Source organism: Streptomyces sp. NPDC060027 (assembly GCF_042737005.1).
Taxonomy (GTDB): domain Bacteria; phylum Actinomycetota; class Actinomycetes; order Streptomycetales; family Streptomycetaceae; genus Streptomyces.
This window is the reverse complement of sequence record NZ_JBHWVI010000187.1, coordinates 1-17,829: the sequence shown is the minus strand read 5'-3', so window position 1 is coordinate 17,829 and position 17,829 is coordinate 1. Positions and strand designations below refer to the sequence as shown.

The 17,829-nt window shown below is 71.7% G+C and carries 15 protein-coding genes, 1 tRNA gene, 1 pseudogene and 1 riboswitch; of the genes and pseudogenes, 4 read left to right on the top strand and 13 right to left on the bottom strand.

The features are described 5' to 3' along the window. Positions 1 to 35: 35 nt before the first annotated feature. The 7 genes from ACFWBT_RS32995 to ACFWBT_RS32965 all read right to left on the bottom strand — a co-directional run bounded on the left by ACFWBT_RS32995 (position 36) and on the right by ACFWBT_RS32965 (position 8,093). Positions 36 to 161, bottom strand: a complete 126-nt coding sequence (locus ACFWBT_RS32995) for a hypothetical protein (RefSeq protein ID WP_257785090.1) — start codon at positions 159 to 161, stop codon at positions 36 to 38. A 55-nt stretch (positions 162 to 216) separates the two neighbouring features. After that, positions 217 to 2,058, bottom strand: coding sequence for an alpha/beta hydrolase family protein (locus ACFWBT_RS32990; RefSeq protein ID WP_385706649.1), 1,842 nt, complete (start codon positions 2,056 to 2,058; stop codon positions 217 to 219). After that, on the bottom strand, positions 2,055 to 3,422 hold the full coding sequence (locus ACFWBT_RS32985; protein ID WP_385706648.1) for an MFS transporter: 1,368 nt from the start codon (positions 3,420 to 3,422) through the stop codon (positions 2,055 to 2,057). Before ACFWBT_RS32985 ends, ACFWBT_RS32990 begins: the two co-directional genes overlap by 4 nt. Positions 3,423 to 4,304: 882 nt before the next feature. Then, a complete protein-coding gene (locus ACFWBT_RS32980; protein ID WP_385706647.1) occupies positions 4,305 to 4,898 on the bottom strand; it encodes a uridine kinase in 594 nt (197 codons plus the stop codon). Positions 4,899 to 5,045: 147 nt separating this feature from the next. Beyond that, a tRNA-Met gene (locus tag ACFWBT_RS32975) sits at positions 5,046 to 5,119 on the bottom strand. A gap of 248 nt (positions 5,120 to 5,367) precedes the next feature. After that, on the bottom strand, positions 5,368 to 5,799 hold the full coding sequence (locus ACFWBT_RS32970) for a hypothetical protein (protein ID WP_385706646.1): 432 nt from the start codon (positions 5,797 to 5,799) through the stop codon (positions 5,368 to 5,370). A gap of 200 nt (positions 5,800 to 5,999) precedes the next feature. Continuing rightward, entirely contained in the window at positions 6,000 to 8,093 is a 2,094-nt protein-coding gene (locus ACFWBT_RS32965) for a DUF1996 domain-containing protein (protein WP_385706645.1), read from the bottom strand. A 367-nt stretch (positions 8,094 to 8,460) separates the two neighbouring features. Here ACFWBT_RS32965 and ACFWBT_RS32960 point away from each other — a divergent pair, with 367 nt between their 5' ends. Then, the gene (locus tag ACFWBT_RS32960; RefSeq protein ID WP_385706644.1) at positions 8,461 to 9,690 is read left to right on the top strand and encodes a PP2C family protein-serine/threonine phosphatase; all 1,230 of its coding nucleotides are present in this window, start codon (positions 8,461 to 8,463) and stop codon (positions 9,688 to 9,690) included. A gap of 102 nt (positions 9,691 to 9,792) precedes the next feature. Here ACFWBT_RS32960 and ACFWBT_RS32955 read toward each other — a convergent pair whose 3' ends face one another. From ACFWBT_RS32955 to ACFWBT_RS32945, 3 genes are all read right to left on the bottom strand, one after another. Next, positions 9,793 to 10,365 (bottom strand): hypothetical protein, encoded by a 573-nt coding sequence (locus ACFWBT_RS32955; RefSeq protein ID WP_385706643.1) that lies wholly within the window; start codon positions 10,363 to 10,365, stop codon positions 9,793 to 9,795. Continuing rightward, the gene (locus ACFWBT_RS32950) at positions 10,362 to 10,745 is read right to left on the bottom strand and encodes a hypothetical protein (RefSeq protein WP_385706642.1); all 384 of its coding nucleotides are present in this window, start codon (positions 10,743 to 10,745) and stop codon (positions 10,362 to 10,364) included. The genes ACFWBT_RS32955 and ACFWBT_RS32950 overlap by 4 nt, the downstream gene beginning before the upstream one ends. A 223-nt stretch (positions 10,746 to 10,968) precedes the next feature. Further along, entirely contained in the window at positions 10,969 to 11,373 is a 405-nt protein-coding gene (locus ACFWBT_RS32945; RefSeq protein ID WP_266841859.1) for a type II toxin-antitoxin system PemK/MazF family toxin, read from the bottom strand. Positions 11,374 to 11,540: 167 nt separating this feature from the next. On the opposite strand from ACFWBT_RS32945, the pseudogene ACFWBT_RS32940 reads away from it, so the two are divergent. Next, positions 11,541 to 12,777, top strand: a pseudogene (locus ACFWBT_RS32940) (IS701 family transposase). On the opposite strand, the gene ACFWBT_RS32935 reads toward ACFWBT_RS32940, so the two are convergent. Both ACFWBT_RS32935 and ACFWBT_RS32930 read right to left on the bottom strand, forming a co-directional pair. Beyond that, positions 12,768 to 13,991 (bottom strand): DUF2306 domain-containing protein, encoded by a 1,224-nt coding sequence (locus ACFWBT_RS32935; RefSeq protein ID WP_385706641.1) that lies wholly within the window; start codon positions 13,989 to 13,991, stop codon positions 12,768 to 12,770. The pseudogene ACFWBT_RS32940 and the gene ACFWBT_RS32935 overlap by 10 nt on opposite strands. Positions 13,992 to 14,076: 85 nt before the next feature. Beyond that, positions 14,077 to 14,622: a helix-turn-helix transcriptional regulator gene (locus tag ACFWBT_RS32930; RefSeq protein WP_385706640.1), complete on the bottom strand. Its 546-nt coding sequence runs from the start codon at positions 14,620 to 14,622 to the stop codon at positions 14,077 to 14,079. 148 nt (positions 14,623 to 14,770) lie between these two features. Between ACFWBT_RS32930 and ACFWBT_RS32925 the strand changes: the two genes are divergently transcribed. Next, on the top strand, positions 14,771 to 15,088 hold the full coding sequence (locus ACFWBT_RS32925; protein ID WP_385706639.1) for a hypothetical protein: 318 nt from the start codon (positions 14,771 to 14,773) through the stop codon (positions 15,086 to 15,088). A 44-nt stretch (positions 15,089 to 15,132) separates the two neighbouring features. Here the strand turns inward: ACFWBT_RS32925 and ACFWBT_RS32920 are convergent, their stop codons facing one another. Further along, complete coding sequence (locus ACFWBT_RS32920) at positions 15,133 to 16,878, bottom strand: NlpC/P60 family protein (protein WP_385706638.1); 1,746 nt, start codon at positions 16,876 to 16,878, stop codon at positions 15,133 to 15,135. An 8-nt stretch (positions 16,879 to 16,886) separates the two neighbouring features. Then, positions 16,887 to 17,059: riboswitch (cyclic di-AMP (ydaO/yuaA leader) on the bottom strand. A 455-nt stretch (positions 17,060 to 17,514) separates the two neighbouring features. Between ACFWBT_RS32920 and ACFWBT_RS32915 the strand changes: the two genes are divergently transcribed. Continuing rightward, complete coding sequence (locus tag ACFWBT_RS32915; RefSeq protein WP_385706637.1) at positions 17,515 to 17,745, top strand: hypothetical protein; 231 nt, start codon at positions 17,515 to 17,517, stop codon at positions 17,743 to 17,745. Positions 17,746 to 17,829: the final 84 nt, after the last annotated feature.

Below are 17,829 nucleotides of genomic sequence, written 5' to 3'. Positions count from 1 at the left end.
GCCCGTGGCGGACCACGGGCCGGCCGGGCGGTGGGTCACTCTTCGTCGTCGCCGCCCTCGTCGGCGTTGCGGAACGGGATGGTGATCGTGATGCCGATGCCCGGCTTGCGGTTTTCCTCGTCGCCCGCGAGCGGGTCGTTGTGGATGATGTCCTTCTGCACGGTAGTTCCTCCTTCGGTGAGGTGGTGCTGTGCATGACCCGGTCCCACTGGTGCATCAGTGGGACCGGGATCCCCCGAGTCGTGCCGGGGGACGCTGTGGGCCGGCCGGCCGGTGCGTGGCGGGCAGGTGGGTGTGCAGGAAGCGCAGGGACCGACGCAGCACGGAGACATGGGCGGCGCCGTCGTAGCCGTCGTGTCCGGTGTCGAGCCACATCGCCTCGTGCGGGACCCCCGCCCGCTCCAGGGCTGCGAGGTAACTGCGGATCTGCCCGGGCGGACACTTGGTGTCCTTCGTCGCGCCCACCACGAGGAGCGGCGCGGCGACCTCGGCCGCGTAGGTGAGGGGCGAGCTCCGCGCGTAGCGTTCGGGCATCTCGTCGGGGGTGCCGCCGAACAGCCGTACGTCCAGGGCCCGGAGTGCCGGCGTGGTCGAGCGATGGGCGGCGACCCAGTCCGCGACGGGCTTGACGGCGATGCCGGCCCGCCAGAGGCCGGGGCGGGTGCCGAGGGCGAGCAGGACCAGATAGGCGCCCCACGAGACGCCCCACAGCGCGGTGGCGTCCCCGGCGATCAGCCGTCGCCGTACGAGCTCGGCGCGGACGGCGGCGAGATCCCGGACCTGGGTGTGGCCGACACCGTCCGGGAACGCCCGTCGCCAGTTCGGTCCGTATCCGGTGGAGCCGCGGTAGTTGACGCGCACCACGGCGTAGCCGGAGGCGACGAGGGAGTGCACGGTGGCGTCGTAGGCGTCCCGGTCGTGGTCGGCCGGTCCGCCGTGGACGAGGAAGACGGCCGGTGGGGGTGCGTCCGTGGGCCGCTCCGGCAGGCTGAGCAGGGCGTGGACGCGGCCGCCGGGGACCGGCGTCCAGACGCCGGTGTGGTGGCCCGGCACGACGGTCGTGGGGCCGGCCGGTGGCAGCGGGGTCGCGTCGGTGGCGCGCGGCACGGGCGGATGCGCGGTGTCGGTCCACACGTAGTGCAGGCCTCCGCCGGGGCGGGGTGCCGCGTCGAGCAGGCTGCCCACGGGCGTGGGGACGAGGGTACGGCGGCGGGTGCGCGGCTCGACGCGGTGCAGCAGGGAGCGCCCGTGCCGTTCCTGACGGACCAGTACCGCACGGCCGTCGGGATACCAGTGGGCGGTGATCTCCGTGTCGAAGGAGCACCACGGGTGCGTCATCGTTCCGGCCGTGGGCGTCCAGGTCTCCAGGACGTAGCGGTACCCGCTCTCGCGTACGAGCAGCAGGTCCCGGTCTCCCTGCCGCGGGGAGAACCCCAGACACCACAGGCGCCCCGTCGTGTCCCCTTCCGTGGGAGGGTCCGGCCTGTCCTTGGACCCGCGAGCCACTCCCGTCCCCGGGAGTACCGCCACCGTCTCGCCCCGGGTCGTCAGGACGGTGACGGCCGCGGCGTCCCCGGGCGCTGTCGCTACGGCCAGCAGGCCGCCGTCCGCGCTGATGCCGGCGAGCCGGAACGGGGTGCGGGTGCGCAGCAGGGTGCGCGCCGCGCGCCCCCGGCGTCCGACGAGAAGGGTCGTGGCGTCGGAGTCGGCGACGGCCGCGGCGACCGTTCCGTCCGGTGCGATGGCGAGACCGCGTGGTTGCCCCGCGGGCGCTCCGGGCAGGCCCGGCCATCGCGGTCCGCCGTCGAACGCGCGGAACCACCAGCGGCCGTTCCCCTCGGCGTCGTCCTCGAACCACCACACGTAGGCGTCGGCGTCGATCGCGCAGTGTGCCGTCCCGCCGGCGCGGTCGGTGACCTGGCGGGCCCTGCGGGCGCCCGCGTCCCAGGTGAACACCTCGCAGCGCCCCTCGGCGTCGCCTGCGAACACCATGCGGGTCGGGTCGCTCGGGCAGACGTCCGGCAGTGAGCCGCGGAACACCTGGTACGGATCGCTCATGGCTGCCGCTCCTTTCCGGTCGAGGGCCCGGTCGCGGGTTCGGGTCGTCGGGTTCCGTCGGCGGTGGCGGGAGTGAGCGTCCGGCGAGCGGCGGCATGGGTGTATCCGGCGAGCACGACCACGGCAGCGGTGCACAGCAACGCGGGCGCCCGGGGCCCGACTTCGGCCACCAGGACCGCGGCGGCGACCGGTGCGGCGGCGGCGGCGAGCGCGGCCGCCGACCCGATGACGGCGCCGGCCCGCGACTGCGTCTCCCGCGGAGTGGCGGCGATGGCGGCGCTGGACAGCACGACGGTGATCACCGGCACCAGCACGCACAGCCCGGCGAAGGCCGCTCCGAAGGCCCACGGACCGTCGGCGGCGGCGAGCGCGGCCGACGGGACGATGAGCAGCCAGGTCGCCGTCACGAGGGCCCGGCGCGCTCCGAACCGTCTCACCACCCGCACCGACAGCAGCGAGCCGAGCAGTCCCGCCGCTCCCGAGGCCGCCAGGACCAGTCCGGTCGCCGCCGTGCCGCCGTGCGCGCCGAGCACGAACAGCACGGTGAAGGACAGCAGCGTCACCACGCCGCTCGCCACCGACGTCCAGGTCACGACGAGTCTCAGCACGGCGGAGCGGGCGACCAGGGCGAGTCCGGCTCCGACGTCGCCCGGCACCGCGCGCAGTGTCCCGAGGACGCCGGGGCGCGGGCCGCACTCCCCGCGCGGTGCGTCGACGGGGGTGCGGATCGCGCGGACGCCGAGCGCCGTCACGGCGTACGAGAGGGTGTCGGCCAGGAAGGGCAGGGGCCGGGCGAGTTGGAAGAGCACGCCGCCGAGGGCGGGTCCGGCGACCAGGGCGACCTGGTCGCCGGTCTGGATCCCGGCCGCGACCCGCGGCAACTCGTCCGGGAGGGCGACGAGATGGGCGAGAGCACCGCGCGCGGCGGCCTCGTAGGTCACCGCGCACAGCCGCTCGGCCAGCGCGAACGCCACGAGAATCCGTAACGAGGTGCGTCCCTGGGCCGCGGCGATCGCGAGCCCCGCCATGGCCGCGGCGGCCAGCACCGCCGAGGCGATCATGATGCGCCGCCGATGCCCCAGGTCGGCGGGTACGGCGACGAGCGGTCCGAGGGCCACGCCCGTGAGCGCGGCCGCGCTGGCGAACACGCCGGCCACGGTGGGGCTGTGTCCCAGGTGCAGGAGCAGCAGGGGGAACACGACACCGGAGGTCTGCGTGCCGAGCCCGTCGACCGCGTTGGTCAGCCACAGCAGCCGGACATCGCGTCGGCCTCGGTCGGCGGGTCGCCGGGCCGCGGAGGCGGTGCTCCGGCGCCCGCCGCGGGAATCCGCGGTCGGCTGCGACGCCGCACACTCGTCGACCATCTCCACCTCCCCCGTGCTTCCCGTGCCGGCCCGCGACGCTCCCGGTCGAGGAGGTCGCGCAACGCGCCAGGAACCGACGGACCGGCCCGTCCGGCCGGCCCGCACGTGCAGAAAATGTGTACGAAGTGCGAAAGTGAGCCGGAGCCTAATCACCGGCCACCGACAGCGACAAGGGCCCTACGGAACGGGACCGCGGGTCGGCGCCGCCTGTTTTGGCCGGAGGACGACGGCCCGCACTCACCCGTACGGAACCCGGCCCGGCCGACACCCGACGGGTCCCCCGGCGGAGCGTCCGGCCCCGTGCGCGTTCACGGCCGCGCAGTCACCGACACGGGCGGGCCGCGCGCGGCGTGCCCCTGTCGACGCGCGTCACCTGCGCACACTCCCGCGTCACGGGTCCGCGCCGTCCGGAGCGACGGTCCCCCGATGCCGATTGCACGGGGTAACCGGCGCACCTGCCGGGCCGCGTGCGCGCGGCGCCACGGCACGCGGCTTCCGGCCACGAGGAACCCGGAGGCGCCACGCGGCGAAGGACGGCGCCCCTGGCGGTTATTGGCCGACAATGGGCGCCACGTCTCCCCAAAGAGCAATCAAACACTCCGTTTCGACGTACGCGTTTCGGCCCACCGGGGGGGATGACGTCCGACCCGCCGGTCAGCTGATATGCTCGATCTTGAGCCCGCACCGAACACTCGGTGCCGAGCCCGGCGTTGGTGGTCCAAGGAAAGACGCCCCGCTTCCTGCGGGGAAATGCAGGTGCAAGGCCTGCCCGGCGCTCCACAAGCACCGCCTCCGGTCATCCCGGAGGCGGTGCTTTTTTGCGTCGCCGTCTCGCGCGCCGCATGCCCCCGGCGAGGACATCGCCCGGCGCACGGCCCGGTCTCAGTGTCCGGGGATCACCAGGTCGGCCCGTTCCCGGGGGCGGGTCGTGGTCAGGTAGTGCTCCTCGGCCAGGCGCCAGCGGGCCTCCCAGTCGAGGGGGCCGTGGTCGTCGCCGCGGGCGCGGAGCCGGCGCATGGACTCGTCGGGCGGGGTGTCGACGTACACCACCAGGTCGTAGTGGTCGGCGAGTTCGGGCCGAGCGGTGTAGACGCCCTCGACGACGACGATGCCGTCCCGGGCGACCGCGAGTGTCCTGTCCGTCGCCAGAGCCCCGGTCGACCAGTCGTAGCGCCGGTAGGCCGCGTCGCGTCCGGCGGTGAGCGGGGTGAGCACCTCGTCGCGTATCCGTTGCCAGTCGAAGTAGCGGTCGTAGCCCTGCTCGGGGGTCAGTCCGGCGCGTTCGTCCGCGTCCATCGGACGGTAGAAGTCGTCGCCGTGCACGACCACGGCACCCCCGAGCCCGGCCACGGCCGAGGCCAGGGTCGACTTCCCCGAGCCGCCCATACCGTCGATGGCGATCAGCGTGAATCCTCGGTGACTTCGGGAACGGGCGGCAGCCACGACCCGTTCGGCACCGCTCTGGATCTTGGTCATGGGCTCATTGTGGCGGCACCACCCGCTCAGTCCGTGCCGGATGCGCACACTCGTACGTACTCACCCCGGCTCGCGCCGACCGGGCGTCAGGGGCGTACAACACGACCGAGGGGCCGACATCTTGATGTCGGCCCCTCGGTCTTCGAGTAGCGGGGACAGGATTTGAACCTGCGACCTCTGGGTTATGAGCCCAGCGAGCTACCGAGCTGCTCCACCCCGCGTCGTTGAACTCAACCCTACGCCATATTTTCCGGACCCAGGACCATGATCGCCCGCGCCCGGGCCGCGAGGCGGCGCCCACGGCGCCGGGGAACCCGTCGGACCGGCTTTCTCCGCGTGCGTGATCCGCCCCGAGCGGGACATCCGCGGCGCGTCCGGCCGGTGCGCCCCGCTCGCGCGTTCGCGTGGCAGCGCTCCGACCAGCCGGTCCACGGCTTCGCGGTACGCGCCGGAGCGCTCCGGAGAGGGTTCACACATCGGTGGGCAGGCCGCTCACCTCGGCGATGCCGCGCAGTTCCTCGTCCTGGCGGTGCCGCTCTCCGATGAAGTCGGCGATCTCCTTGCACCGCTCGGGATCATCCGCGGTACCCGAATCCGTGACGACCCGGACGACCCCGATCTCCTCGGTCTCCAGCTCGACGATCCGGTTGTCCAGGCGTCCCGTGACGGCCACGGCGACCACGAGGGACGCCTCGTCACGGACCTCCTGCGAGACGCTGTCGGGTTCCGCGCCGTCCAGATTCAGTTCGATCGCTCCCGCCCTCTCCTCCCTGATCGCTTCGAGTACGGGCTCGACCATGCGCAGCAAGAGCGCGTAGTCCGCCGGAGACATGCGCAGGCGGAGCATTTCGAGGTACAGGTCGAGGGGCCGGTCATCCGGTGCCTGCTCTGATGCGTCCATGGAGCTTCGCCTTCCCCAATGTGGACGACATGATCGCGTCTTCCACCAGCATGCTGTGAATCGGCGCACACCGCCGGTCGAGATGGCCGCCCGGAACGCGGCCGAGGGGGCCCGTGCCCTGTCCACACAGGCCACGAGCCCCCTCAGAACTCATCCGTCGAACTCGCCCGTCAGGACGTGTCCGTCCTGACGGGTCCGTGTCACATCTGGCTGCGCCGGATACGGCGGAGGAGCACGAAGCCCGCGATCACGAAGATCCCGCCGATCGCGGCCGGCCACAGCTGCGCCCCGGTTTCGGCGAGCCCACCGCCCCCGACCGCCTGCGGCTCGGTCTGCGAGGCCGCCGACGGGTCCGATCCGGCCGCCACGGGTGCCGTCTGAGCGGGCGTGCCCACTTCGGCGCTCTGCCCGTCGCCCGCGGTGTCGCGCGACGCCGTCACATCGGCCTTGGGCTCCACGTCGACGGGAGACTCCTTGTCGCCCGCCGGCTCGGTGCTCGGCGCGTCGTCCGCGGGCTCCTCGGTCTGATCGTCACCGTTGCCACCGTTGCCACCGTTGTCACCGTTGTCACCGTTGTCACCGGGGGCTGACCCCTCGTCGCCGTCGGAGGGGTCGTCCGCGGTGGGCGCCGGCTGCTCCGTGGGCTCCTCGGAGGGGTTCGGTGCCTCCTCCGAGGGATCGGGTGCTTCCTCGGACGGGTTCGGTGCCTCCTCCGAAGGATCGGGTGCTTCCTCCGAGGGGTTCGGGGGCTCGGCGCTCTGCGACGGTTCCTGCGGTTCTTCCGCCCCAGCGCCCGCGCCGCACTTCCGGCCATCGTTGATGCAGTCGACCATGTCCTTCATCAGGCCCTCGTCGAAGACGTTGATGAAGTCACCGTGGTCCGTGACCGGCTTGTGCAGCTGCTCGGGGAAGGAGTCCACCGCGAACAACGGTGACGTACGGCCGCCGTCCTGCAGACTCGGCGCGTCGATGTCGTAGACGATGCGCTGGACCAGCTGCGGAATGGCCTTGAAGCCGCCGGGGCAGTTGCCCTCGGCGTCCGCGAAGGCCACGTGGGCCCGGTGGTTGGCGCTGTCGATGTTCGCGCCGTCCCAGCAGCTCTGGAACTTGAAGGTGCGGACCACGTCGCTGCCCTGCGGGCAGACCGGGTACTTGTCCTTCAACTGCCGGTCCTCGAAACCGGTGCAGCTCCAGGAGGCGTTGGCATTGGTGTTGCCGTTGACGAACGCCTTGGCGTCGCCGGTGATGATGCGCAGCAGCCGCGGCATGGCCGTGACCTTGCTGCGCGGGCTGCCGACGAAGTCCAGCGTGACCTGCTTGGGCGTGACGATCTCACCGGCGTTGCCCTCGGTCCCGCCTCCGGCGGCGTCGGCGTCCTTCTCGCGGGTTCCGTTCTGGAGCCGCACCACGGGCCAGTAGTAGGTGGACTTGTCGCCCTTGTCCTGGCAGGTGGTGTCCGCATTGGCCAGGTCGTCGTCGCTGGCGAAGGCGTTGTTGGACTGGTTGCCGACGTAGTCGTGGAAGTGGTGGGCGCCGTTGGTGACACCGGGAGCCACGATCACGTTGTCGGAGTTGAACAGGCCGTTGGCGTTCACGCCGCAACTGGTGGCGAACTCGCCCCGGGAGGCGTTGTCCTGGGGTTGCGGCTTCTGCACGTTGGGCTGCACCGACTTGATGTCCGCGAAGTCGGCGGCCACGGGGCCGTTGCCGGCCGGGGCGCCGCCGCCCTGCTGGTCACCCTGGCCGGCGGCACCACCCTGGGCCTGACCCGCGCCGCCCTGTGCGCCCTCGCTCTGACCGCCGTTCTCCCCGCCACCGGACTGGTTGCCGGAGGAGCGCAGTTCGCAGGCCGCGAGGTCGTCGAGCCCGTCCGGCCGCTCGCCCGCGTCGTCGATGGCGGCCACGATGCGGCCGATCGACTCGGTGCGCTTCTCCTTGAGCGGATTCATGATGGCGTCGGCGTCACTGTCGCCGTTCTGCTGCATCTGGTCGGCTTTTGCCTGGAGTTGCTGATAGGCCTCGGCGATCTGCTGGTCCAGGAGCGCGAGTTCCTTGTCGACATCCCCCTTCGCGGCCTCCGGCACCGTCGTCAACTCGTCCCCGATGTCGGGGCAGTCGATGGTGGCGGCGCCGGCGGACAGGACGTTCGCGCCCTGCTGGCCACCCGCCCCGCTCTCGGTCGCCGATGCGTAGACGTTGACTGCTACCAGTCCGCCTCCGCCCAATATCAGTGCGACAGCTGCTGAGGTCGCGCGTCGTGCGCCCGTGGGGCGTCTGCGCGTGTTGCGTCCCAAGGTGGTGCTCCTACGCGTCGTGGTCGGCTCGGCATGGAAAGTCCCCCAGCCCTATACGCACGCGGATCCCGGCGTGTTCAACCGCCTCTCGAATTCACAGCAACACCGTACGGAGCAAGGGTCCATGGACACCTCGGGAGCGCCGGTCGACCGGCCCGTCCGGGGCCGACCGGGTCCGGGCGAGGGCGGCGCGCGATCCCTCCCCGGTTGCAGCGGACGCGGTCCGGTGGCCTGATGGGAAGACTGCACCACACGTGGGCCCTGGGCGTAGCCCCTGGCCATGACCTGGGCGGGTGGGGCAGGGTCGGGTGCTCCGCCGCTTCCACCGTGGGCACGACCAGGGCCACGGCGTGAGGCGGGTGAACAGGTGGCGGGAGCAGAGATCGACTACGGCGGTGTGTTCCGCGCCCTGCCCGGCATGGTCGCGCTGCTCACCCCGCGGTTGGTCGTCCTGGACGCGAACGAGGACTACCTGAGCAACTCCGGCCGCTCCCGTGAGCAGCTGGTCGGCCGGTATCTGTTCGACGTGTTCCCCGACCGGCCGGACGATCCGGCCTCCGACGGGATGCGGAAGCTGGAGGCGTCCCTGCGCCGGGTGGCGGAGACCGGGGAGCGCGACGCCATGGTCCTGCAGCGCTATGACGTCGAGTCCCTGGACAGGCCGGGGGTCTGGCAGGAGCGGTACTGGAGCCCGGTCAACGCTCCCGTGCTCGACGCGGACGGCAACGTGATCCTGCTGGTCCACCGGGTGGAGGAGGTCACCGAACTCATCCGGGCCCGTGGCGGGGTGGGCCAGGGCGACCGGGCCCCCGTGTTGGAGGCCGAGTTGTACACGCGGGCCCGGGAGCTGCAGGAGGTCAACGATCGTCTGCGGCGGGCCCATGCCCACGAACGAGAGGTCGCCGTCGCCCTCCAGGACGCACTGTTGCCCTCACCCCACCAGGTGGGGCCCCACCATGCCGCCGTGCGCTACCGGCCGGCCACGAGCGCGCTGAACGTGTGCGGCGACTGGTACGACCTGGTGGCCCTGACCGGCGACCGCATGGCGATCGCGGTGGGTGATGTCGTGGGCCACGGCCTGTCGGCCGCCTGCGTCATGGGCCAGTTGCGCAGCGCCCTCAGCGCCGCGTCCCGGGCCTCCAGCGGCCCCGCGCGAGCTCTGGAGGTGCTCGGGCTGTACGCGCGTTCCGTCGAGGGCGCCGAGTCCACCACGGCGGTGACGGCCTGCATCGACTGGGAGACCCACACCATCGCCTACAGCAGTGCCGGGCATCCCCCGCCCGCCCTCCTGCGCGGCGACGGGAGGGTGGAGTTCCTGGACCGGGCGACCGACCCGCCTCTCGGAGCCCGGCCGGATCACGTGCCCCGTCCCGAGGCGTCCATCGACTTCGCCGGGGGCGACACCCTGGCCCTGTACACCGACGGTCTGATCGAACGCCGTGGTGAGGACATCGACGTCGGCCTCGGACGCCTCGCCGCCGCTCTGACCGACCACCGGGACGCCACGCCCGACGCCCTCGCCGACGCCCTCCTGTCGGACCTGCTCCCGCCCGGCGGCGCCACCGACGACACGGCCCTGGTGATCCTGCCGCTGTGAGCGGAACCGGCGCCGCAGGTGCGCCGGTGGATGCGGCTCCGGCGCGGGCGCGGGAGAACACCACCGGCGCACGGCCGTCCCGCCCCAGCGCCCTGGCTGTCTTCAGTGCCGGGGCTGCGGTACCAAGGACTTCGTCAGCAGTACGCGCCCACTCGCGCCCGCCAGCAGCAACCCCGCGATCATGGCGACGAGACAGAGGGCCGGGCCGGAGGACCAGTCGACGGCCGAGGCGCGGAAGACCAGGACGACGGTCATGGTGACCGCCGTGCCCGGCAGGGCGATCAGGGCCGAGCCGGTGCGGCCTAGGTCGTCCTCGGCAAGGGCGCCGAGGACGCCGATCCCCAGGGCGAGGGCCCACACCCCGAGTGCCTGGGCGTCCGGGCGGTTGACGCTCCACGGCACGAAGTCGGCCCAGAAGCCGGGCCGGGCCAGCAGCCCCGTACCGATGCCGAGCCAAGCCGAACCGAGCACGGCCAGCGCCGGTTTCGACCAGCCGGGCAGGGGCGCGACACGCGGACCGAGCGGCTGGGCGGGGGTGAAGTGCTGCCACGCCAGCGCGATCAGGGCGCACACGCACAGCACTCCGAGGACGAACAGCCAGCCGAGGCTGAACAGCACCGGGATGATGGAGCCGCCCCGCGCGATGTACAGGTGCCCCGCGTTGAGCAGGCTCACCGTGAACAGGCCGACCAGTGGACGAGCGTGCGGACCTCGTGCCAGGAGCGGGCACGGGCCACCGCGAACAGTCCCGGCGCGGTGCCGAGCATGGCCGCCCCGATCAGTCCCGGCGTCAGCGACTCGGGCGAGCTCCACGCGCCGAAGACGTGCCCGGTGAGGGCCACGGCCGCCAGCAGTCCGCCGACGAGGACGCTGACCACGGCGACCGCGGTGGCCAGCATCGCCATACCGGGAGTCAGGGGCCGCCCACCCGACGCGAGGGGTCCGGCGGCAGGCCCCGCCGCGCTCACCGACACGTCCCGCGTCCCCTCCACCTCTTGCACTCCCTGCGCCTCCTCCGCCTCTTTCACTCCCTGCACCTCCGGCATCTCTTTCACTTCTCGCACCTCACGCGGCTCTTTCGCCTCACGCGGCTCTTTCGCCTTTCGCGGCGGCTGCGGGTGTCCCGTGGTGTCGTCGTGCCGGGGCAGGTCGGATGCGTTCGGCATGGGGATCCCGTTTCCGGACGGGGATCACGTGAGGATCAGGCGGATGACATGCGCGAGCCGCCAGTACTCCAGCCGTAGATCGTGATCTCGATGGTGAGTGGCGCCTCTCCGCCTACCCGAGTTCACCGAGACGGAGGGCGTCCCTGATCTCGCTGAGCTTCGCGGTTGTCGCCGGGGTCCGTTCCTTCGCCTGTTCACCGAGACGGAGGGCGTCCTCAATCTCGCTGAGCTTCGCGGAGGACAGGACGCCCGCCCGCTCGATCAGGTCGTCCTGGGACACGGTGGTCAGCCACGTGCAGGGGGTAAAGCCCGGGCGCGGGAACGCGAACCGCAGCACGCCTTCAAAGGGCAGTCCTTCCATGGCACCTACTTGCACTTCGACGCCCAGACCGCTGATGTCGACGCCCGCAGGAGTGACGACCTGCATCGCCCGGATCCTGGACGCGTCGTCTGCCGCCAGCAGTACGACCAGCCGCCGCTCGTCGAACTCCACCCACCAGACTTCGCCACGTTGCACATGTCCTCCTGACTCAGGACGGCAGGCGGAACTGCGCGACCCTGACGCGTTGTGGAGACGGGTGCGGCCACCGTTGATCATCGTGAGTTGTGTGGACTGACGAAGAGACGGTGGCCGCAGGTCACAGCATAGAACCCGCCCGTTGGCGGGACGCGTTCGAGGGCCTGATGGGCCGGATCGCGGGGCGCTTCGCCCGGGTCGAACCCCGGCGCAGGGCGGCGCGGTTGGTGCTCGGTCTATTGGCCGATCTGCCGCGCAAGAACTGCTGGACCATCGCCGAGTGGGCTGGCGAGACCACTCCGGACGGCATGCAGCACCTGTTGGGCAGGGCCAAGTGGGATGCCGATCAGGTCCGCGACGACGTGTGCGGCTACGTGGTGGAGCACCTGCACGACGACCGGACGGTGCTGGTCGTCGACGAGACCGGCGATGTGAAGAAGGGCACTGGCACGGTCGGCGTCCAGCGCCAGTACACCGGTACTGCCGGCCGGATCGAGAACTCCCAAGCCGCCGTCTACCTGGTTTACGCAGGCAAGCGCGGCCACGCCGCAGTGGACCGGGAACTCTACGTTCCGCGCTCCTGGACCTCCGACCTCCGACCCCGACCGCTGCCGCGCCGCGGGCCTTGCCGAGGAAACCACCTTCGCCACCAAGCCGGAGCTGGCCACTCGTATGGTCGCCCGGTTCCTGGACGCCGGCCACCAAACTGCATGGGTCGCCGGCGACGAGGTCTACGGCGGCAACCCGAAGCTGCGAACCGCACTGGAGGAACGCGGCACCGGCTACGTCCTCGCGGTGGCCTGCTCGCACGAAGTCACCACCGGTGCGGGGAAGTTCCGTGCGGACATCTTGGCCAAGAAGGTGCCCAAGCGGGCCTGGCAGAAGCTCTCCGCAGGGGCCGGGGCCAAGGGTCACCGCGTCTACAACTGGGCAGTCATCGACCTCCCCGACCCCCGCCCCGGGAGTCGTCAGCTACTGATCCGCCGTAACCGCAGCACCGGCGAACTCGCCTACTACCGCTGCTACTCGCCCGCGTCCGTGCCGCTGACCGTGCTGGTCAGAGTCGCCGGATCAAGATGGCGGGTGGAGGAGTTCTTCCAGTCGGGCAAGGGTCTGGCCGCACTCGACGAGCACCAGGTCCGCCGCTATACCTCCTGGTCCCGCTGGGTCACCCTCGCCATGCTCGCGCACGCTTTCCTCGCCGTCGTACGCGCAGACGAGCACACCCGCCCCGCACCCGATGCCCTCATTCCGCTCACCTGCAACGAGATCCAGCGCCTGTTCATCACCCTCGTCGTCCGACCCGTCCACGACACAGCCCACCGGCTCGGTTGGTCGAACTGGCGACGCCGCCACCAGACCCGATCCCAAGCCAGCCACTACCGACAAGCCACTCAGGAATGAAGATCGCGAACTACGGCTGGAGTACTAGGAGACCGGCGTCGAGAGGCGGAAGCCGTACCGCGGGCGGGCGCAGCCCTCTTGAGGACCTCCCGTGCGTACATGACGCGCACGCTCACCATCAGGGTCGCCGCGAACGCCAGCGCACCGCAGCCGATCGCCGCCCCGGCGGCCAGCGCCGTGAGCCGGTCGAGCCCCAGCGATCGTTCGAAGAGCGGAGCGGCCCCGGCCGACAGCACCGGCGCCAGGCACAGGGCCACCCAGTGCAGACGCCACTCCTCCCGTGCCCAGAGACGGCCTTCCCGGCCGGCCCGCCGAGCGCAGAAGGCCATCACCGCGTACGTGACGGCGTACGGCAGGACATAGGCGAGCAGCAGTCGCCGCCCCTGCGTGCCGAAGTCCAGTGAGGAGCGCACGATCCAGGTCAGCGCGCCCGCACCGGCCAGGTGCGCGAGGAGCAGAACGGGCAGCGGGGCCCACGACCGTGACACCCCGGCGACCGTGGTCCGCCGGTCCAGGGCGCGCGAGGCGATCAGGGCGCCGAACGCCACGACCGAGCACAGGTGCATGGTCGCCACACGGTTGATCTCTGCCATGGACAGGCCGGGCAGGATCAGGGGGAGGCCACCCCACTCGAACCGCAGCAGGGGTGCTGTCAGCAGGAAGCCGTAGCACAGCAGCATCCAGCGCTGGTGCAGGTCGGGGAATCCGCCGACGGCGGCGAGCACACCGAACGTCACGCTCATCACGGTGCCCACCAGGATCGTGGCGAGCACGATCCAGAAGGCGGCGCCGCTGAAGGCGTCCTCGGGTGCGGTGCGCGCCAGGTACAGCGCGGCGCCCGCCATCGAGGCGTACACGGTGACCGCGAAGACCACGCCGAGCACGCGGTGCAGCCGGGTGCGGCGCCGTGCGGCGGTGAGAACCTGCGCGGGGCCGAGCAGCATCAGCAGGCCGCCCAGCACGGAGTGCACGATCATCGGGACGAGGCTGTGGCGGTACGGCTCGATCCGGGTGGCCAGCGCGTCCGCGACGTAGCGCGGCGAGACGAGATGGGCCAGGAGCCACTCTCCGAACGCGGGCGCGCCGGGACGCGCGTACGGCCACAGTTCGGTCATCGCGATCGGCGCGTAGCCCACGCACACGGCCGACAGGGCCATGACGGCGACGCGGCGCCAGGTGTTCCCCGTTGAACGACGCACGGCTGAACGACGCACGGCGACTCCCTGCTCGTGGTCGCGACCCGACCATCGATAGTCTCGTTTGGACTATCGAGACGGTAGGGGCGGCCCACAGCCGGGGTCAACGGTCTGTCGTGTCCTCGTCCCGGCGCTCCTCGTCCCGGCGCTGCACCCATTGCCAGAAATCCACCATCATGCGTTCGTAGCGGATGCCGAACTCCAGCGCGTCCCGCTGCCCGCGCGTCAGCAACTCGCCGACGCTCGATGCGAGTTCCTCGTAGTCGTCCAGAGTCCGGCGGTGCTCGTCGAGCTGTACGGGACCGAGCAGTTCGGGCCGGCCACCGAACCACAGCTTGAGAATGCCGCGTTCCCGCGCCTCCACCGGGACGAAGGCGGGGTCGTCGAGCCAGCCCTGGAGGGCCGCCCTGCCCTGGTCCGTCACCTTCAGCACCCTGCGGTTGCGGCCGCTCTCCTGTCGCACCTGCGACAACAGCCCGCCATCCAGGAGGCGGTCGCACTGCGCGTACACCTGTGCGTGCGGCACCGACCAGAAGGGCGCGACCGTACGTGCCGCCTCCACCTTGACGTCGTACGCGCTGGCCTCGCCCAACTTGTCGATGATGCCGAGCACGAGAAACGAGGCGGTGGTCAACCGAGCATCAGCCATGGGGCGACCGTATCGCCACCCGATCACCACGCGGCAGGCGCCGCCCGACGCGAAGAAGCTCCGGGTGCCCGGCACAATGCGGGGTAGACGGGCGATCACACAGCCGACCGCACTTCAGGCCCGCGGGGCACCCACGCAAGGAGTTCCTGTGACCACCTACGTCATCACCGTTCCCGGGACGTTCGTCCACGGCCTCTCGGACGCGTCCCGTGCCGACGTGGAACGCAGGCTTCGCCCTCAGGACCCCCAGAACACGGATCTGGGCGAGACCGAGGAGCTGAGCCTGCTGACCGTCGACGAGAACCACACGTTCTCCGTCCGGCTCGAAGTCGAGGCGGCGAACCAGAGCAGCGCCGAGGCCGAGGCCGTCCGGCTCGTCGCCGGCGCACTCCGCGAGAGCGGCCTCTCGGCGGACGACGCTCCGCTGGGGCCGGCCGCCGTCACGGGGATCGACCGGGAATTCTGACGGCGCGCGCCACCACGGCGTTCCCTCGTAGGTCCGAGCCCGCTTCAGGCCGGACGTACGACGCTGTGGATCGAGCCCTGCCCGGCGTAGTGGATCGACTCCTCGGCGATCCGCGCGCCGGGACTCGGGGCGTGGATCATCGTGCCGTCACCGATGTAGAGGCCGACATGGCTCACGTTGCCGTGGAAGAAGACCAGGTCACCCGGCTGGATACCGGTGAGGGCGATCGCGGGGCCGACGCTCGCCTGGTCCTGCGTCGAGCGGGGGAGCAACACCCCGGCACTCTTCCAGGCGGCTTGGGTGAGACCGGAGGGGTCGTACGAGCCGGGCCCGGACGCGCCCCACACGCACGGCCTGCCGATCTGCGCACGGGCGAAGGCGACCGCCTCCGCGGCCCTGCTGTCGTATCCGACGACCGGTGCGGCGGCGGGAGCAGCCCCGGTGCCGGCGCCCGCACCGGCACGCGTGAGGCTGTCGATGTCGAACCCCGGACTCGGATCGACGGGCGCCGGGGCCGCGGGCCACGACTGGTCGCTTCCGGCCGGCCACGGCTGCCGCCACCCCGCGTCGACGGCCGGGGGCGCCGACGCGAAGGAAGCGGACATCGGCGCCGACTCGAAGGGCGTGGGCGTAGGAGTGGGCAGGGGCGCCGACGCGAACGGAGCAGGCAGGGACGCCGACGCGAACGACGTGGGCATGGGCGCCGACTCGAACGCGATGGGCAACGATGCCGACTGGAACTGCGTGGGCATCGGGGCCGATTCGAACGGCGTAGGCAGCGGCGCAGACGCGAACGACGTGGGGAACGGCGCCGACTCGAACGAGGGGATCAACGATGCCGACTGGAACTGAGTGGGCATCGGCGCCGACGCGAACGACGTAGGCAGCGGTGCCGACTCGAACGACGTGGGCAACGGGGCCGACTCGAACGACATAGGCAGCGGCGCCGACTCGAACGAGGGGAGCCGGGGCTCCTCCGTCACCGGGCGGTACTCCAGCGCCGGGGCCTGCACGACCGGCATGCTCTGCCGCGCGGCGTGCCTCGACAGCAGAGCCTGCGCGGCGGCCAGCTGGCGCCGGGCACGATCCTTCTTGACCTGGAGCGGGGACAGCTGAGAGGCGGCATCCGGAGCGGTTGCCGCCGGCAGCGCCGCACGGACCGCCGCCCCGGGTCCCGCCGCTGCCGGGGCACTCCCGGCCGTCAGCTCGGCCGCCGGACCCGCTGTCAGTTCCAGGACGGGGCGCGCGGTCAGTTCCGGAGTCGGACCCGCGGTCAGCTCCCGTGCCGGTGCCGCCGCCAACTCGGCCACAGGGCGGCCGGCTTGCTCCACCTGATAGGTCGTCGGACCATCCGCCGGACGTCTCGCACCCTGCGTCGGGCGGGCGGCTGCCTGGCCGCGGTCCGGCTGCCTGTCGGCCGGGAGCACGGCCGGGACCGAGGGTCCGATCCGGGAGCGCGCCCCGTCGAACCACTGCCGCATCAGGTCGGCCTGGGCGGGATCGACCTCCGAGCGCCCCTGGCCGGCGGCTCGCCGGTCGGGCTTGCGGGAGAGGTTCGCCAGGGCCCGGGTCGCGTTGAAGTTGCCGGTGGCGTTCTCCGCCTGGTCGTAGAGCGACGAAAGCCGCTGGCGGACCTCTTCCCGGGTGGGCTCCGCCCGCCCGGCGAGCAGCTGGGCGTCCGCGGTCGGGGCGAGCGTCGACTCGCGCGACACGGCAATCGCCGCGACGGCGGCGTCCCGCACGCTCGGCAGGTTGGTGCCCGGGGTGGGCGGGGTGCGTTCCGGCGCCATGGGAGTGGCACTCCTTCCGTCATCCGCCTACCGGGTTAGCTGTCGGGTTCGGGCGGACGGTTCCGGAAGGTATGCCCTACGACCCTTGCCCCGTAAGGCGGTTGGGCCGATTCACCCCAAGTTCGGTGGGTCCCCGGCTCCAGCTGCCACGGGGACAGCCAGGACTCGGCGGAGGCCGCGCCGCCCGGCGAGCTTCGCCGGAGGGAGTCGGGCGACCTGTCGCCAACTTAGCCATGTTGTGACCCCCATGTGAAGATCCACGTCCCAGATGTCCGATACGTTTTCGTGACCTTCATCGCACGACCTCGAAGGGCGACCGTGAGGGCACGCGCCGTACTCAGAACGGCGGCCGAGCAACCCCGTTGAGGCGATCGGAGCTCCGATCCCGTCCGGCCGCCCTGGTCCGGCCCCTCCCGCCCCGCCGCTCGTGCGTCCCGCGGACCGGGCCCCGTCGTCCCGGGCCTTTCGGAAGCGCGTACGGAACTGGCGTTCCCTGACGTCTCGTTCGACATCGACGGCGTCCGATGGTCACATCGTGACCGGTTGTGGCCGAGCTGGCCGGATCACCGCTGCGACCACGTCCCGGCCGTACCTTCGAGGCACGGAAGACCACGAGAGCGAGTCGAGGATCCCCACGTGCACGATGCGCCGATCTATGCCCAACTGATCTCCGAACGCGGTGACATACCGACGCTCGTCCGCAGCGAAGCCCGTCGGCTGCAACGCGACTTCGAATGGATCCTCAGCTGGGATCCGTCGACGGGCGCCCCGCTTCCCGCCTCCGCCGCACGACTCGCCGCCGGCCCTCGCCGCGGCTTCTCCACCGGCCCGGACCCCGACGACCGGCTGGACTCGACCAGCTTCTAGGTGTATTGACCCGCAGCGTTGTTGACACGGCTGATCGGTGGTTTGCCTCCGAGTGCGGTGTGGCAGCGGTGGTGGTTGTAGGTG

Excerpts from the sequence above, each read along its gene's own strand:
- ACFWBT_RS32990 (WP_385706649.1), bottom strand. The coding sequence starts at position 2,058 with ATGAGCGATCCGTACCAGGTGTTCCGCGGCTCACTGCCGGACGTCTGC.
- ACFWBT_RS32985 (WP_385706648.1), bottom strand. The coding sequence starts at position 3,422 with ATGGTCGACGAGTGTGCGGCGTCGCAGCCGACCGCGGATTCCCGCGGC.
- ACFWBT_RS32980 (WP_385706647.1), bottom strand. The coding sequence starts at position 4,898 with ATGACCAAGATCCAGAGCGGTGCCGAACGGGTCGTGGCTGCCGCCCGT.
- ACFWBT_RS32970 (WP_385706646.1), bottom strand. The coding sequence starts at position 5,799 with ATGGACGCATCAGAGCAGGCACCGGATGACCGGCCCCTCGACCTGTAC.
- ACFWBT_RS32930 (WP_385706640.1), bottom strand. The coding sequence starts at position 14,622 with ATGGCTGATGCTCGGTTGACCACCGCCTCGTTTCTCGTGCTCGGCATC.
- ACFWBT_RS32920 (WP_385706638.1), bottom strand. The coding sequence starts at position 16,878 with ATGGCGCCGGAACGCACCCCGCCCACCCCGGGCACCAACCTGCCGAGC.